At 36.6% G+C, this 15,685-nt stretch carries 16 protein-coding genes; 2 read left to right on the plus strand and 14 right to left on the minus strand.

Features of this window, described 5'->3' with window-relative positions; all coding sequences use genetic code 11:
• Window positions 1–15 precede the first annotated feature (15 nt).
• From ytxC to polA, 11 genes are all read right to left on the minus strand, one after another.
• The gene (ytxC, locus tag NC797_RS05475; RefSeq protein WP_272435739.1) at window positions 16–837 is read right to left on the minus strand and encodes a sporulation protein YtxC; all 822 of its coding nucleotides are present in this window, start codon (window positions 835–837) and stop codon (window positions 16–18) included.
• Between the two features lie 220 nt (window positions 838–1,057).
• On the minus strand, window positions 1,058–1,990 hold the full coding sequence (gene dnaI / locus NC797_RS05480; RefSeq protein WP_272435740.1) for a primosomal protein DnaI: 933 nt from the start codon (window positions 1,988–1,990) through the stop codon (window positions 1,058–1,060).
• A 14-nt stretch (window positions 1,991–2,004) separates the two neighbouring features.
• Window positions 2,005–3,396, minus strand: a complete 1,392-nt coding sequence (locus NC797_RS05485) for a replication initiation and membrane attachment family protein (RefSeq protein ID WP_272435741.1) — start codon at window positions 3,394–3,396, stop codon at window positions 2,005–2,007.
• Between the two features lie 105 nt (window positions 3,397–3,501).
• Window positions 3,502–3,969, minus strand: a complete 468-nt coding sequence (gene nrdR / locus NC797_RS05490; RefSeq protein ID WP_272435742.1) for a transcriptional regulator NrdR — start codon at window positions 3,967–3,969, stop codon at window positions 3,502–3,504.
• Between the two features lie 59 nt (window positions 3,970–4,028).
• Window positions 4,029–4,412 (minus strand): cytosolic protein, encoded by a 384-nt coding sequence (locus NC797_RS05495; protein ID WP_272435743.1) that lies wholly within the window; start codon window positions 4,410–4,412, stop codon window positions 4,029–4,031.
• Between the two features lie 164 nt (window positions 4,413–4,576).
• On the minus strand, window positions 4,577–4,954 hold the full coding sequence (gene speD / locus NC797_RS05500; RefSeq protein ID WP_272435744.1) for an adenosylmethionine decarboxylase: 378 nt from the start codon (window positions 4,952–4,954) through the stop codon (window positions 4,577–4,579).
• Between the two features lie 328 nt (window positions 4,955–5,282).
• Complete coding sequence (locus NC797_RS05505) at window positions 5,283–6,302, minus strand: glyceraldehyde-3-phosphate dehydrogenase (protein WP_272435746.1); 1,020 nt, start codon at window positions 6,300–6,302, stop codon at window positions 5,283–5,285.
• 129 nt (window positions 6,303–6,431) lie between these two features.
• Window positions 6,432–7,031 (minus strand): dephospho-CoA kinase, encoded by a 600-nt coding sequence (gene coaE / locus NC797_RS05510; protein ID WP_272435747.1) that lies wholly within the window; start codon window positions 7,029–7,031, stop codon window positions 6,432–6,434.
• 56 nt (window positions 7,032–7,087) lie between these two features.
• On the minus strand, window positions 7,088–7,720 hold the full coding sequence (ytaF, locus tag NC797_RS05515) for a sporulation membrane protein YtaF (protein ID WP_272435749.1): 633 nt from the start codon (window positions 7,718–7,720) through the stop codon (window positions 7,088–7,090).
• Between the two features lie 75 nt (window positions 7,721–7,795).
• Window positions 7,796–8,620 (minus strand): DNA-formamidopyrimidine glycosylase, encoded by an 825-nt coding sequence (gene mutM, locus NC797_RS05520; protein WP_272435750.1) that lies wholly within the window; start codon window positions 8,618–8,620, stop codon window positions 7,796–7,798.
• 20 nt (window positions 8,621–8,640) lie between these two features.
• Entirely contained in the window at window positions 8,641–11,283 is a 2,643-nt protein-coding gene (gene polA, locus NC797_RS05525) for a DNA polymerase I (RefSeq protein ID WP_272435751.1), read from the minus strand.
• 48 nt (window positions 11,284–11,331) lie between these two features.
• Here polA and NC797_RS05530 point away from each other — a divergent pair, with 48 nt between their 5' ends.
• Window positions 11,332–11,586, plus strand: a complete 255-nt coding sequence (locus NC797_RS05530; protein WP_272435753.1) for a hypothetical protein — start codon at window positions 11,332–11,334, stop codon at window positions 11,584–11,586.
• Window positions 11,587–11,609: 23 nt separating this feature from the next.
• Window positions 11,610–11,768, plus strand: a complete 159-nt coding sequence (locus NC797_RS18410; protein ID WP_417168686.1) for a transposase — start codon at window positions 11,610–11,612, stop codon at window positions 11,766–11,768.
• A gap of 589 nt (window positions 11,769–12,357) precedes the next feature.
• Here NC797_RS18410 and NC797_RS05535 read toward each other — a convergent pair.
• The 3 genes from NC797_RS05535 to NC797_RS05545 form a co-directional block, all read right to left on the minus strand.
• Window positions 12,358–13,620, minus strand: a complete 1,263-nt coding sequence (locus tag NC797_RS05535) for an MFS transporter (RefSeq protein WP_272435754.1) — start codon at window positions 13,618–13,620, stop codon at window positions 12,358–12,360.
• A gap of 294 nt (window positions 13,621–13,914) precedes the next feature.
• Window positions 13,915–14,604 carry a 4'-phosphopantetheinyl transferase family protein gene (locus NC797_RS05540; protein ID WP_272435755.1) on the minus strand — a complete coding sequence of 230 codons (690 nt, stop codon included), beginning with the start codon at window positions 14,602–14,604 and terminating at the stop codon, window positions 13,915–13,917.
• A gap of 235 nt (window positions 14,605–14,839) precedes the next feature.
• A complete protein-coding gene (locus tag NC797_RS05545) occupies window positions 14,840–15,592 on the minus strand; it encodes a thioesterase II family protein (RefSeq protein WP_272435756.1) in 753 nt (250 codons plus the stop codon).
• Between the last annotated feature and the right edge of the window lie 93 nt (window positions 15,593–15,685).

Consider the following 15,685-nt stretch of genomic DNA (forward strand, 5'->3'; position numbering starts at 1 on the left):
TTTTTGAACAACCTCTTAAAACGGAAATTGATGAGAATGTTTTCGTTTTACTTTCTCTTGGAATATATTCATGATCGTTGTCGTTTTTGGCTCGGAGGGATCGTCTCCATAAATGTTAATTTCTTTCGGTGCCATTGCTAGCAATGGTGTAATATTCATCTCATTTGAATCCAATCCAACGATGTATAGAGGTTCATGTTGCATTAATGCTTTTAACTCCATGTGTGATAGTAGTTTCCCATTTTCATTGTAAAAAGAAAAGTTCGTACCTTGTAAAACGTGAATCGCTTTGTATTTCGACTTTTTCTTTGCCACATACTCCCTTAATGATTGCACAAATGATTGATAATCCTCTTCTCTTTTAAATTCATCAATAGCAAGACCAACGACTTCGATCAATTCTTCACGAAAGTTTTTAAAGCGAAACTTCATGATCGAATCAAAGTAGATCGGTGATTCTTCACGATTGACCCAAAACAAAGTTAGTAGCATATCCCTTGGTCTGTTGTCTTTCACTATATCCGCTAAGTCTGCATCTTCTCCAGCAATAATCGCTTGTGCCAGAGATGCAATTCGGTTGATTTCTTCTTTGTGCTTGTAATAGTAACACGTCTTAATAATGTCGATAATCCAATGAATTTCTCTATGCTGTATGAATACATCCGACAACGCATGGGCGACAGGCAATCCTATTTTCGACTTGTCCTCCATTATTTTTACTTGATTACCAATCGACACATCTGTTTTCCAAACAATATTTAGCTTGTTATCGTATGTAAATAATCGATCACAAAATGTTACTGTCTCTTCCTTTGACTCAAAATAAACTTCAAGCAATCCATATCACCCTCATCACGATCAAACTGATACATTATATGGGTGATTTGTGCAAATAATGAGTATTTCATTTAAAAATACCATTCCTAGCTTGTGCTTTGTCCTTCTAATAGAGCTTTTAGAACACACACTTTTATCGTTTCTTCTTTACCCGATTCTTTTTAACACAAAAAGCCCACACTTAAGCAGTATGGGCCGAAACACTAAAACCATTTAATGATTACATTCTTCGGTTTTTACCATATAGTGGTACTTCCCTACTTACTTGCTTGATCCGTTCGATAATCCTTCCTGCTTTAACTGTTTCAGTATCTCCTCGATTCGTCGTTGCTAGGTGCTGTTCAAGCTGCTTCAAGCTGTAGTTGGAAGTGAAAAAGACAGGCAGACGTTCCATCATTCGATATTGCAAAATGGAGCCCAAAATTTCATCTCTAAACCAGGCGGATTGAGATTCTGCTCCGATATCATCAAGCATGAGTACAGGTGTTTTTTTAAAGTGTTCTATTTTTTGGTTGATAGAATCATCTTTTAATGACGCCTTTATTGCACGGACAAATTCAGGCATATAGATGAGCATCGATGAAATATTTTTTTCTGCCAATTCATTAGCTAACGCCCCAAGAAAATACGTTTTTCCTACTCCAAAAGGCCCATGAAAATAGATTCCTTTTTCTGCATATTCAGTTCCAATCATCTCCAAGTAACCAATTACCTTACGAACAGCCTCAGAACGTTCCTTGTCCCTATGGTCTATGTCCGCAATCGAAGCATTCAAAATATCCTTAGGCATATACAAACTTTCCACTAATGATTCCTTCTTTCTTTTTTCATCATTTTTTATTTTCTTAAAACACTTGTCATAAGCGATACGAATATCACCATTTTCGACATATAGATGGGGGGTATAGCCTTTTAAAATATTGTCACATTCATTCAAAGATTGGCAAGCGTCACAGTTCTTAGATTGGCTTGTGAATTCATATAACTTCACTAAGTGTTTATCCAACTGTTCCGTTGTAAGTTCAGGGTGATCGAATAACAATTGCTTTACTGCCGGATCACTTAGCACGCTTTCCCTCATTTGGACATATTGCTGTTTAAAATTCTTATTTTCTCTCATCCACTTTTTCAATGATGCTTGAATAGGCTCCATATAACTCAACCCCATTACTGTTTAGATTGTTTGTTTTTAGAATACTTCTCTATTAAGTTAGCAATATCCTCTTTTTCCTCTAAATTACTTCCATTTTGATTATTTTCACTTGTTTTTGCTTTGGAAGCATCCTGACGTTCTTTAAACCAGTCTGGTACAATATCTTTCTTTCCAGTTGATTTCTTATAATATTGTCGGTTACTACTACTCCATTGCTGATACTTTTGATTTTCTGACTTTGCCATGATCATTGCTTGTCTGACAGTCGTCACATTTTTTCTTGCCCAGTGACTTGCAATCTTTTCAAGGTATGCCTTGGAAAGTTTCATGTCTGTTTTCAGTAAAACGTAATGAACTAATACATTCATTACTTCTGGGGTAATTCCCTGCTGTGTCATCACATCTCGAATAACCTTTAAGTCCTGTGCTGATGCTTCATTTCCGCCTGATAAGTCCTCTAACAATTGTTTTGGTGAAATTTGTTCAAGCATTTGAATAAATTGATCTTCTTTCGTTCCTGATTTTTTATCGATTGTTTCATTATTATTGGAAGGTACTTTTGTACGGAAGTCCATTCCTTTTGCACCAGATTGTTTTTTGGACGAAAACAGATCGTGGCATGCAGACTTAAATTCCTTTGAATCAAGCTTATTATCTTCGTTTAATGCCCACATTACTGCACTCTCTAATTCCTGTTCTGTAAGGTCGTATAAAACAACCAATTGTACCATTAATTTCTTGTTTTTTGGTGTTAATACTTTATTTGAAGGTAGCATCCTTTGTTTGAGCATCTTTTCTAACCAATTAAAATCAACGATATTATTCGGAAGTGGTGGACCATGTTGATCGTCACGATTATCAGGCTTGATTTGTTTATCTTTTTTGCTCAAATCTGTTTCAGTGGGGCTGTATGTATCAAAAATATCGGTAAAGGTAACCGTCACATCCTGCCCACTAATGTATTTGGATTCCATTACACCAAATAGCTCTTGAAGTTCATCATATTTTGTTTCACCTATATGATGAAGTAATAATTGGGAAAGCATTCCATCCTCAAAAAATTCATTGGCGGAAAATGGTGCATGCAACTCGTAAAGGTACGTTTTTTCCTCCTCATTTTCAGAGGCATATGAACGAAGCAAACCAATAGCTTCTAACCGTAATCGCGCTTCGTAAATTTGATCCAATGGTAAGGATAAATACGTCATAAGTGTATGGTGCGTTTGTAATGATCCTTTTTTAATATAATATTCATTTAACAACGTTTGAAATAATGAAATGGCTTGAACACCTATTAGCGGTTGATACAAATGGGTTAAGGATTGGGGATAGGATGTGGCTATATTCCCACGAATGGTGACTTGGTATCCTTCTATTGGAAGGAGTTTTCCGATATGTTGTGTCATATTACTTACCCTTTCTAAACCACAATAATTCATATAACTTACTAGAGAACAAAATGAGAGAGACCTTGAAAATATTTCAAAAACGTGAAACATAAAAGTCAAAGTCTACTTTTTATCTTTATCTGACCGAATTAAATCCTTCAACTCATCAAGAAATACACTAATATCCTTAAACTGTCTGTAAACAGATGCAAACCGAACATAGGCAACCTCATCAACAGATGATAATTGGTCCATGATCATCTCACCGATCTCCTTACTTTGAACTTCAGAAGTACCCCTGTTTCGCAATTCTTTTTCTACTTCAATAGCAATCGCTTCAATTTGTTCCAGAGCTACAGGTCTTTTTTCACATGCCTTAATAAGACCGCGCATTAGCTTTTCACGGCTATACTCTTCACGAGTGCCCTCTTTTTTCACTACGATTAATGGAACCTCTTCAATTCTTTCAAAAGTAGTAAAACGAAAAGAGCAATTTTCACATTCCCTTCGTCTTCGAATGGAACGACCTTCTTCAATTGGTCTTGAATCCAAAACCTTGGTACTTTTAAAATGACAATTTGGACATCGCATGTTTGATCATCCCCAGAAAATTGTTTTCCATAATTCGTGTAAAACCGATCTTGCTGACTTTAATTTTCAATAAACTGCAATTCTTTTTTTAACTGTGTATACAATTTCTTCGCTAGATTGTGGCTGAAACCGAAATCAAATGGAAGAGACGATTCAGTTGTGATTGAAAAATCAATAGCAGTTCGATACGGCTTGACCATAACAATAGTAGCGACAACGAAGGCCTTCTTACTTCCTTTATATATAAAACTGATTTCTCCGTGTTCTTTCGATTCAGCCTTAATTTTAAAGGATTGGGATCTCGAAAGGTAATCCTTGACTACTTGAAGACCTTTATCTTTTGTCGTTTTGAAATAATGCGTTTGAAGTAATGGATCCCAGTGTTGCTCACTCGTTTCCGAATGGTTGCTAAAATATTTTGACAATACTTGTCTAACAGTCATCACTACACCTCTTCACAGTACATTTACTACAAGTGCGTGTCTACAATTTCTATTTTAACATGTTTTTAATGAAACGTTCATGTATATTTAATTTATTATGAATTTATTTTTACACAGCAATTAAAAATCCCCAACTGTCAGAAACAGTATGAGGATTTTATCTGTTACAATGCTTTAAATTGTTCAACCTTTACAGAACCCATGCCACGAGGTAATTCAATTTTTTCGCATGTTTGTGCTTCCAATGCTTCTGCAATGTACGATGCGGCAACGTTTGGATCAATAATATCGCCACATGTATACACATCAATACTTGCATAGCCGTGTTCAGGAAAACTGTGAATGGTTAAATGTGATTCGGAAATGATCACTACACCACTTACACCATGAGGAGCAAATTTGTGAAAAGCTACTTCTCTTATTTCAGCACCTGCTTTTAAAGCAGCATCAACAAAAATTTGTTCAATTAAACTCATGTCGTTCAGTGTATCTATATTACAATCCCATAATTCAGCAATAACGTGTCTTCCCATTGTATCCATTGTATTACTCCCCCTTTACTAATTTACTTCCCATGATGCAAAACTACCACGGGGGAAAGTTAGTCCAGTGAGATCCTAACCCTTTAAGCAGTTTCTAAAGCGCATATATTCTGAAGTTCAAAAAAAGTATATACGCTTTACCCTATTTTGGCAAGCCAGATTTTTTTATTCAAGAAAACATTTGGTTAAAAATCAACCTTGTACAAGTCTGTTTCCCCTAATTCAGCTAAGACCAAACATGCTAAAAGGTGGAGCATTACATGATATAGTATTGGATACAATGGGTTATCCTATCCATTATGAACACGCACTTTTTGAACACGCACTTTTATGCAAAAACCTTTGATTCTGATCCTACGTATTTTGCTAAATCGACGACTCTACAGGAATAGCCCCATTCATTATCATACCATGCTAAAATTTTAACTTTGTTACCATCGATCACCATCGTAGATAAACCATCAATTATTGCTGAGTACTCGGATGTTGTATAATCAATGGAGACAAGCGGCTCTTCTGAATAATGTAGCAAGCCCTTAAGATCGGTTTTCATAGCATTTTTAAATGCATCGTTTACTTCCTGTTTCGTTACGTCCTTTTGTTTGACATCAACAACAAGATCAACAAGTGATACATCAGGAGTTGGCACGCGTAAGGCTACACCATGGAGTTTTCCTTGCAGCTGTGGCAATACCTCTCCGATCGCCTTTGCCGCACCCGTTGTAGTCGGAATGATGGATTGGGTACAACCCCTAGCACGCCGCAAATCTTTATGTGGATTATCAATGTTTTGTTGGTCATTTGTAAAGGCATGAACCGTTGTCATTAGACCATTATTAATTCCAAATTCGCGTTCTAACACTTTCACTACTGGAGCAAGGCAGTTAGTCGTACAGGAAGCATTAGAAATAATATGGTGATGATCAGAATCATATAACTTTTCATTAACACCCATTACAATTGTTGTGTCAACTTCCTTGCCTGGTGCAGTAATGATCACTTTTTTTGCTCCAGCTTGAAGGTGTAAGCCAGCACGATCTCTGGTTTTAAATTTGCCTGTTGCTTCGATAACAATGTCGATCTCCATTTCTTTCCACGGTAGTTCGCTTGGATTACGGGATGATACGATCTGCACTATTTTTCCGTCCACTTCAATTGCGTTCGGAAGTGCTCTTACTTCTCCATTAAAACGTCCATGGACACTATCATATTTCACTAAATGAACAAGCGTTTCAGGTGGATAACTCGCATTTATTGCGATAACGTCTAATTGATCATCCTTTATCGCTTTTCTAAACACCAATCGACCAATTCGACCAAATCCATTAATGGCAACACGAGATGGCATGAACAAAACCTCCAATATGATATACTTATTACGATTTAATTTATATATAGTATATCACATTAAAACATATTGTGTGCGATTTTCATGCATCATTTCCAAAAAAATAAAAAGCCTGACACATAGTCAGACTTAGAGGATCTTCCATTTAGATAGAATGTCATTTAATTGTGCTTGAGATTGGATGATTGTTCCATTGTTATGAATAACAGCATCTGCTCTCTTCGCTTTTTCTTTCAAAGGTAATTGTGCATGTATTCGTTGTAGTGCTTCTTGTTTTGATAACTGATTTCTTTCCATTAGGCGAGTCAACTGAACCTCCTCATCTACTGACACAACTAATGTTTTATCTACATAATGTGGCAAATTGCTTTCAAATAAAAGTGGAATATCTAGAACGATAACTTTTTCACCCATTTTAACAAATGCATTTTTCTTTTCAAGCATCCGTTCCCTTACAGCAGGATGGACGATGCTATTCAGCTTCTCACGCGCCTCTTCATTAGAGAAAATGACGTTTCCTAGTTTTTTTCGATCGATCGTTCTGTCCTGATACAGAATGTCATCACCAAATGCTTTTACAATTTTTTGATACGCTTTCTGTCCTGGCTCCACCACTTCTCTAGACAAAACATCTGCATCAATAACGGGAATTTGTTTTTCTTTAAACATATTTGCAATGGTGCTTTTACCACTAGCTATACCACCAGTTAACCCAATTACTACTGTCAATTACATCATCCTTTACAATATCTTTAAGTCATCTTTAAGTCATCTTTAAGTCATCTTTAAGTCATTTTTAGTACTCCGATCGCAATTAAAATAATCCCTGGAATAAACGTTAGGCGATGTAACCAATCCCAGTAAGAAAAAATTTTTCCGCTTTTTAGTCCTATTGTAAGAGACAAAGCTGTCGTAATTCCAATTGTAACCGCTCCAAGTAGTGGAACAAATCCAAGTAATGCAGCACCTATTCCAGCTCCAAAAGAATCCATCGATAACGCAATACCTAACAAAAAGGCTTCCACTCCTGTAACTGCACCTGATTTATCCATGTCAGCAACCATTGGCTTTTTTAAAATCCGAATTACGATGCCAAGTGACTTAATTTCAAAGTTCACCAAAATCGGGTCACTATCATTTTGTGTATTGTCTGTTTTAAAAAATTGAATAATTACCCAAATCCCAATAAGGATGAGTACCCATCCGCCAATGTCCTCTGCAACCTTAGGAGATAGGAAGGAGGCAATAAAATCTCCTACAAACATGGATAGAAAAAACACAATAGAAGAAATTGTCGCAATGATTACAATCGAACGAATCGGAAGGTACATTTGTCTTAACCCATAAGTAAAACCTACCACAAAACTATCCAAACTAACCGCAAACGCTAGCAAAATAAAGGTGGAGATTTCGGCCATTTGATTAGCTCCTTTTCTTTATTTTTCTTGGATAGTATATGGCAGGAGCTATTCGACCGTGTATCAAACCTTCATCTATTTTTGACAGGACAGACAAATGTGTGTCCCTCTTCCTCCAAGTTTTATTTTTGTAATGGGCTTACCACATGCTTTACATGGCTTATCTTCTTGACCGTACACAAATAATTGCTGCTGAAACATTCCCATGTCACCTTGACTATTCACATATGAGCGAATCGTTGTACCACCCTGCCTGACAGCCTCTTGAATCGTTGCAATAGCTTGAGTCCTTATCTCATTCACTTCTTTATGAGTCAATCCATTTCCTTTACGTTCAGGGTTAATCCTTGCTTGGAACAATGTTTCGTCCACGTAGATATTTCCTAATCCTGCTACAACAGACTGATCTAATAAAATATTTTTTATCTTTCGTTCACTGCGGTGGACTTTTTCATAAAAATAAGAGAGACTAAATGCTGGATCAAAAGGATCTGGTCCGATCTGGTTAAGTGGCTTGTCTGTTAACTCCTTCCCTTTTTCCATAAGATGCATCGTTCCAAATTTACGAACATCGTTATATCTTAGCTCCATCCCATCCGTGAAATGAAAGATAACATGAGTATGCTTTGGAAGTGGCGTATCATCTGGAAAAACACGGTATTTTCCTTCCATCCTGAGATGGGATATGAGAACAAATCGATCAAGGACAAATAGTAAAAATTTCCCCTTTCTTTCAATATCATGAATGGTTTCCCCGATAAGTTCTTCCTTAAACAATGACACATCATCAGGCCTCTTTATTATTTTCCCCCAATGCACCTCTACCTGATCAATCGTCTTATTTAGTACGAGTTGCTTTAATGTATTCCTGATTGTTTCTACCTCTGGAAGTTCTGGCATATCCTTTTACCTCTTTCTCTTTACTTTGCATCGTACCAAGTTTTTCCGTAGGCATACTCAACTTTTAACGGAACGTCAAGTTTTACAGTTTGTTCCATCACTGCAGGAACTAATTGTTTTAATTTTTCTAGTTCTGCTTCTGGTGCTTCTATAATCAACTCGTCATGCACTTGTAAAAGTAAAGTTGCTTCTAGTCTTTCCTCTTTTAGCTTTTGACGCAAATCAATCATTGCTTTTTTAATGATATCTGCTGCAGTACCTTGTATTGGCGTGTTCATCGCCGTTCGCTCAGCAAAGCTGCGCTTATTGAAATTACGACTCGTTATATCTGGTAAATATCTTCTTCGATTCATTAATGTTGTCACATATCCGGTTTGTTTTGCCTTATAAACAACTTCTTCCATATAAGCCTGAACACCAGGGAAGCTTTCCAAATATTGATCAATGAATTTTTTCGCTTCTTTTCTTGTGATTCCAAGACTTTGGGAAAGGCCGTAATCACTAATACCGTATACAATTCCAAAATTGACTGCCTTAGCTTGTCGTCTCATATTGGAAGTAATCTCTTCTGCTTCAACATGAAAAACATCCATTGCTGTACGCGTATGAATATCCATATTATTGTTAAAAGCCTCTATTAGTTTTTCGTCTTTTGCAATATGGGCCAACACTCTTAGTTCAATTTGAGAATAGTCAGCAGCAAACATATACCAGCCTTCTTTAGATGGTACAAATGCCTGTCTAATTTTCTTTCCCTCTTCTAGTCGAATCGGGATATTTTGAAGGTTCGGCTCCGTTGAACTCAATCTCCCAGTTTGTGTTAACGCTTGGTTAAAACGTGTGTGGATTTTACCAGTATCTTTATACACAACCTTTAACAGACCTTCGATGTATGTGGACTGTAATTTACCAAGCTGTCGATACAATAACAGCTTAGGAATTATTTCATGGCTCTCTTTCAATTCCTCTAATACTTCTGCAGAGGTCGAATAGCCTGTCTTTGTTTTTTTGATGACAGGTAAACCCAGATTTTCGAATAGGATCGGCCCTAACTGCTTAGGAGAATTTATATTAAATGTCACTCCAGCTAGTTCGTACACCTGATACTCTATCTCTTTTAAACGTTTTTGAAGCTCTTCACCCATCTGTCGCAGGCGTTCTATATCAACGGATACACCAGTATGTTCCATCTCACCAAGAATAAGCGCAAGCGGCATTTCTAAATCCAAGTATAGTTCGTGTTGATCATTTTGTTCGAGTAGTTTTTCAACTTTTTGTTTTACATGGAAAAGCATGTTGGTTTTTCGCACAACATGTTCAGCAAGAATGTCTTGTTCCGGAAGCTTTAATTTTGCACCTTTTCCATACACCTCTTCATCATATAATAATCCTTGTTCACCCATACGATAACCAATTGCTGGAATATCATGATGATTTTCGGAAGGGTTAATCAAGTAGGATGCTAGAAACAGATCAAAATCGATTCCTTGCACATGTATATGTTGATTTAACAGGGCCACAAGTGTTTTTTTGGCATCAAACACCCACTTTTTCTTTGTTTTATCTTCAGCCCAATTTTTGAATACATCCGATTGAATCGCAACATCTGTTGGGATAAACATTTTCCTTTGTTCATTTACAATGCCAATGCCTTCAATTGGTGCTTGATGATAATTTTCGTGGAGCATTTCAACGATTATTGCCTCCTCACCAGTAAATAAATCGTCGGTGATTTCATCGACAACCGTAACTTCTATGTCAGGCAATTTCTCCGCAGATTTGCCCACCTTTTCCCCTTCTTCGCCAACTATACGGTCAAGCAAGGACTGAAAACCGAGTTCTTGAAAAATAGCACGCACCTTTGAAGATTGGTAGCCGCTATATGCAAGATCTTCAAGCCCAATAGATATAGGGGAATGACAATCAATGGTTACTAATTCTTTACTCATACGTGCATCCATCTGATGGGTCTCTAGTTTTTCTTTTAATTTCTTCCCACTGACACCATCTAAGTTTTGATATAAATTCTCAAGTGTTTCATATTCTTTCAACAGCTTAACCGCCGTTTTTTGACCGACGCCAGGTACGCCAGGAACATTGTCCGAACTGTCTCCCATTAACGCTTTCATATCAATAATTTGATCTGGACGTAACTCCAATTTTTCTTTCATAAAATTAGGAGTATAGTGATCAACCTCGCTTATGCCTTTTCGGGTCAAGCGAACATTTACTTTATTTGATACGAGTTGAAGCAAATCCTTGTCGCCAGAAATGACGTTCACGTCCCATTCTTCCTTTTCCCCTTGCTTAGCTAATGTTCCAATAATGTCATCTGCCTCATATTGATCAAGCTGATAATGTGGAATTTGAAAAGCATCTAAGACTTCTTTTAATAAAGGGAATTGCTCGGACAGTTCTGGCGGTGTTTTTTGCCGACCACCTTTATACTCCACATACGTTTTATGGCGAAAAGTAGTTTTTCCCGCATCAAACGCGACTAATACATGTGTCGGATTGTCCTCTTCTAAAATTCTAAGTAGCATAGTAGTAAATCCGTAGATTGCATTTGTATAAACACCCTTATCGTTATTTAATAGGGGTAAGGCAAAAAACGCCCGATAAGCAATGCTATTTCCATCAATTAAAATCAACTTGTTTGTCATTTCTGGCACTCCTTAAAACATTCTATTTCTTCTATTTTATCATGTTTCATGAAAAGAGGGAAAAAGACTCTACTTGTTGGAGAACATGATACACGTCTATGGCCTGTATTGCATCATTATGTGGATGAAGCACGAAGCCGCGAAGACTATTCTGATGTTGATAAGGTGGGCTGTGTTGAAACATTACGCCGAAGAGGGCACGAGTATGTCTCCATTTTTATGGACATGGATAAGCGTAAAGTCATTTCTGTAGCAGAAGGAAAAGATCATGAGGTTTTAGATGACTTTAAACAGATTTACTAGAGCACGGCGGCCATACAGATAACATTAATGAAATGAGCATTGACATGTCCCCAGCGTTTATTAAAGGGATTGAAGAGTCTTTCCCCAAAGCATCCATTACCTTTGATAAGTTTCATGTAATGAAGTGGATGAATGAGGCTTTGGACATCACAAGACGTGAAGAGCAGGTAAAAAAATCCTGAATTGAAAAAATCGTAATGTGGGTTGCATGAGGAGATGCTAAACCAAAACACCCCCTCGGGTAGGCTTTCGTCAGCTAAACTTCACTGTTACGGTAAATTTTTACGCCTTTTCACCGAGCTCTTAACACTATCATCCTTACTGAATCCAGTGCTAATCGACTAAGAGAGAACTCTTCCGAGTGTTACCTCTTCATTTGATTCTTCGATATAATCCTTCAATTCTACAAGGAATTGCCTAGCCTTTACTAGAGAAATGTAACCATCCTCCATTTAAGCTAGGAACATTTCGCACAACTTAGATGCCAACTAGTAGATTGAAATCATAAGTTGTTGAAGAAGGTGGAAAAAAAACAGCATCAAGCGCTCAAAGCCCTGAATTGCAAGCATGTTATCAACAATGATTTTCTAAAGAAAATCCTTAAGCATTCAGCGCTGTAGTATAGAAAAGGATTTTTGGCCTTTAAAAACCCCGTTATGCCGCCGTTGTAAATATTTGCAACTAAACTTGGGTAGTAATTAGGTTTATACTATGCTCAAGGGAGAATTACTATTTTTAATTTTCGGGGTACAGAGACCGAAAAGGATTATCTCAATCAAAATGGCGAATATCCCGAACTGAAAGGACAACCACCACTGTCAGAACTATTGCACCAGCCAACATCATCATAGTTAAGACACCCCCAACGACTTCAGCCAACCACCCAGTTACTAAATAACCAATGGGCAATAATCCAAATGAACCCAACATATCCAAACTAGCTACTCTGCCAAATGCCTCTTCAGGAACAAGTTCCTGCAAAGTCGTTTCCCATATTAAACCAAAGACCATAATTCCGAACCCATCAAAAAACATCAAAAGGACTATTCCTGGGGCCCACGAAAGAAAAGGGATCACTAGAAGGGTAATTCCACTTAACAGGACTCCTCCATAAGCAATCAATCCACGATGACGCCATTGTTGCCTCGAACTAAAAATCAAAGCGCCTATGATCGCCCCTCCTCCTGAAAATGCCATGGCGAATCCATAAACAAAAGGATCAAAATGAAAATTAACATTAAGTAACCATGGAACCAAAACAGCTACTACTCCGCCATAACAAAGGTTGATAAAGGAAAAAGCCAGAATCGTTACCCATAGCCATCGGTGACGCTTTAGCACCGTTATTCCTTCCATAAAATCCTTTTTGAAATTAGGTGCTTGATTTTTAGAAATTGGCACGGTCCTTGACCCTACATTCTTTAAAAATAGAAGTGATATAAAAGAAACTAAATAGGTGAACGCATCAAGTCCGAACGCAACACCTGCTGACACGGCTGAAACAATTACGCCGCCAAGTGCTGGTCCGATCAAACGTATTCCCTGATTACTTATTTGTGTCAAGGAGTTTGCGGCATTTCTGATTGCTGGAACGAAAATTTTTGCCCTTAAAGCTGAATAGGCGGGTTGAAACAAACCATCCATAAGCCCGTATATTGCAACAAATCCATATACAATTTGAACTGTTAGTTTATCTGTAAACATAAACCCCATAATTATCAACATTAAAAAAAATCGAACAATGTCTGTTACCATCATTAATTTAACACGATTGAAACGATCCACAATTAATCCAGAAAACGGGAGTACGAGGACATTGGGAAGCGTATAAAGTGTCATTACGAGCCCCATAACTACCGTTGATCCAGTAAGCGAATAAACCACTACTGGGAGAATCACCATTGTAATGGATCTCCCTAGGAGGGAGAGGATTTGCCCAATCCATAAAAAAGTAAAGTTTCTTGATTGCACTATGGGCGATACTAGACTTTTAAAAAATACTGTTTTTTTATTTTCCTCGATTTGTTGCAACATATTCACTCCAATCATTGCAAATATATTTTTAAGTTGATCACTTATAAAATGTTTCTATTCCCCTTCGATGGCCTCTTCTAACCTTTAGTATTTTGATCAAAATTCAACAAATAATATGCACCTTTGATAAAGTATGTACTTTCTATTTTCCTTAACCTTTTTTAGCATTTTAAAGCACTTTGAGCAAAAAATTAGATGTCCAAAGTCAAATAAGGGCTTGTGAGTGTCCTCTATCAATATAATACATGGATATATTGAGAACACCGACTGAACCTCTTAAAAAAATAAAGTTTATTAGTCAATAAGTGACTGTTGTAAAACTATTTTGATTCGGCTTGGAAAAAAGCGATTATTTGAGCACAAAGAAACTTGATAATCACTACCTAGGTAATAATTTTCAAACCCCCAGTCAAGGAATTGTCTATAATTGCTCTTTACACAAATTTTGTTTTTCAAAAGCAAAGGTATATCAAAGGTAATATTTTTCATAGGGTATTTAATCCCCTCACCAGTCGCCTTAACAAAGGATTCCTTTAAGGTCCACAATTTGTAGAAAATGTCCTGTTGATCTTTGGGCACTAGTTTGTTAAATTGTTTTAATTCCTCATTCGACATAAATTCCTTACTAATTGATAAATCAGTACGTAGCCTTTTTTCTATGTCCACTCCCACCTTCCCATCCTTTGTTATCGAGCAAATAACCCAAAAATTAGAGTGTGAAATATTAAAATCTCCACCAAATTGATAAGGATTGCTTATGTAGGGTCTATTCTTATCGTCTCTGGAAATTTCAACAGGCTGTTTTAAATAATCCTCATTCAATTTTTGTGATAATAACAATCCTAACAGTGAATTATTTCTATCTTGAGGATGATGATATTTTTGAAGCCGACTGATTTCTGATCCTGGAATTTTTTTTATGGCTTTTCGATAAAAGGTATAGGAAAGTTTGTGTTTACTATTTACTGCATATATCGTAACCATCATCTTCACCGCCTTTAAGATTTTTTTTAACTTAATTTGTTATACCTCTTTAATCATATGAAATCAATTCATTGTCAAACTTGATAAGGAGACTGTAGGTATGATTACGAAAAATCCCAACACCTGACGTAAACAATATTAATTTCTATGCCTACGCTTTCATGCCTACCACTCCGGATAAAACCCAAATAACAAAAATATTGTCGAACTATCAATATACCAATGCTATAATTATTTACAATTTGACTAATCCGTCTAATCTTTCGTTTAAAATTTTCATGAAACATATGTTATCTAAAAAATAAAAATGCCCACCAGGAAATATTTTTTTTTCAAAAGTGTTTGATGTATGCTTTGACCATAACGAAAGTTCTTCTTCGCTTGAAACGCTATCATGTGCACCACCATAAACAGTGATTGGACATTCTAAGGGACTTTCTTTCTGATATTTGTATGTCTCACATAAATAAAAGTCTTTACGCAGTATTGGTTCTATCAATTGAATTAAATCAGGATTATTTAATATCTGATTCGAAGTCCCATTAAGGTCCTCAACTTTTTTTAAAAAATCCTTCGTCGGTAAACAACTTAATGGTTCCGATTTTTTACATTGGGGAGCTCGACATGCAGATATTATTAGAAGTCTGGGTAGAATATTGAATTCGCGCCTTATAAATCGGGTTAACTCAAAACTTATTAAAGCACCCATACTATGACCAAAAAAAACAAATGGCTCTTCTAAGTAAGGTTTTATACAAATGCCTATTTTTTTTGCTAAATTATGCATATCAAGTTCAGGTGGTTCATTATAACGATTTTCCCGTCCTGGCAATTGGATTGGGATAACATCTACATCGGACAATTGATTTGGCCAGTTCCTAAAAATTGACGCCCCTGCCCCAGCATACGGAAAACAAAATAATTTTAACTTTCCATGATACTGGTTTTTATAATTACCAAACCATTTTGATGAGGTTGGTTTGTACATAACCTAAAAACCCTTTCTTGAATATTTTCCTCTATAGTTAAAAAGTATAAAACAAAATATGGACCAGAAAGGAGTAATCTTACAAGCCCCTAT

This window comes from Terrihalobacillus insolitus (assembly GCF_028416575.1).
Classification (GTDB): Bacteria; Bacillota; Bacilli; order Bacillales; family Amphibacillaceae; genus Terrihalobacillus; species Terrihalobacillus insolitus.

What these genes read in the sequence shown, in the direction of transcription:
- dnaI (WP_272435740.1), bottom strand. Translation starts at nt 1,990, where the DNA reads ATGGAGCCTATTCAAGCATCATTGAAAAAGTGGATGAGAGAAAATAAG.
- NC797_RS05485 (WP_272435741.1), bottom strand. Translation starts at nt 3,396, where the DNA reads ATGACACAACATATCGGAAAACTCCTTCCAATAGAAGGATACCAAGTC.
- nrdR (WP_272435742.1), bottom strand. Translation starts at nt 3,969, where the DNA reads ATGCGATGTCCAAATTGTCATTTTAAAAGTACCAAGGTTTTGGATTCA.
- NC797_RS05495 (WP_272435743.1), bottom strand. Translation starts at nt 4,412, where the DNA reads ATGACTGTTAGACAAGTATTGTCAAAATATTTTAGCAACCATTCGGAA.
- speD (WP_272435744.1), bottom strand. Translation starts at nt 4,954, where the DNA reads ATGGATACAATGGGAAGACACGTTATTGCTGAATTATGGGATTGTAAT.
- NC797_RS05505 (WP_272435746.1), bottom strand. Translation starts at nt 6,302, where the DNA reads ATGCCATCTCGTGTTGCCATTAATGGATTTGGTCGAATTGGTCGATTG.
- ytaF (WP_272435749.1), bottom strand. Translation starts at nt 7,720, where the DNA reads ATGGCCGAAATCTCCACCTTTATTTTGCTAGCGTTTGCGGTTAGTTTG.
- mutM (WP_272435750.1), bottom strand. Translation starts at nt 8,620, where the DNA reads ATGCCAGAACTTCCAGAGGTAGAAACAATCAGGAATACATTAAAGCAA.
- polA (WP_272435751.1), bottom strand. Translation starts at nt 11,283, where the DNA reads ATGACAAACAAGTTGATTTTAATTGATGGAAATAGCATTGCTTATCGG.
- NC797_RS05530 (WP_272435753.1), top strand. Translation starts at nt 11,332, where the DNA reads ATGAAAAGAGGGAAAAAGACTCTACTTGTTGGAGAACATGATACACGT.
- NC797_RS05535 (WP_272435754.1), bottom strand. Translation starts at nt 13,620, where the DNA reads ATGTTGCAACAAATCGAGGAAAATAAAAAAACAGTATTTTTTAAAAGT.
- NC797_RS05540 (WP_272435755.1), bottom strand. Translation starts at nt 14,604, where the DNA reads ATGGTTACGATATATGCAGTAAATAGTAAACACAAACTTTCCTATACC.
- NC797_RS05545 (WP_272435756.1), bottom strand. Translation starts at nt 15,592, where the DNA reads ATGTACAAACCAACCTCATCAAAATGGTTTGGTAATTATAAAAACCAG.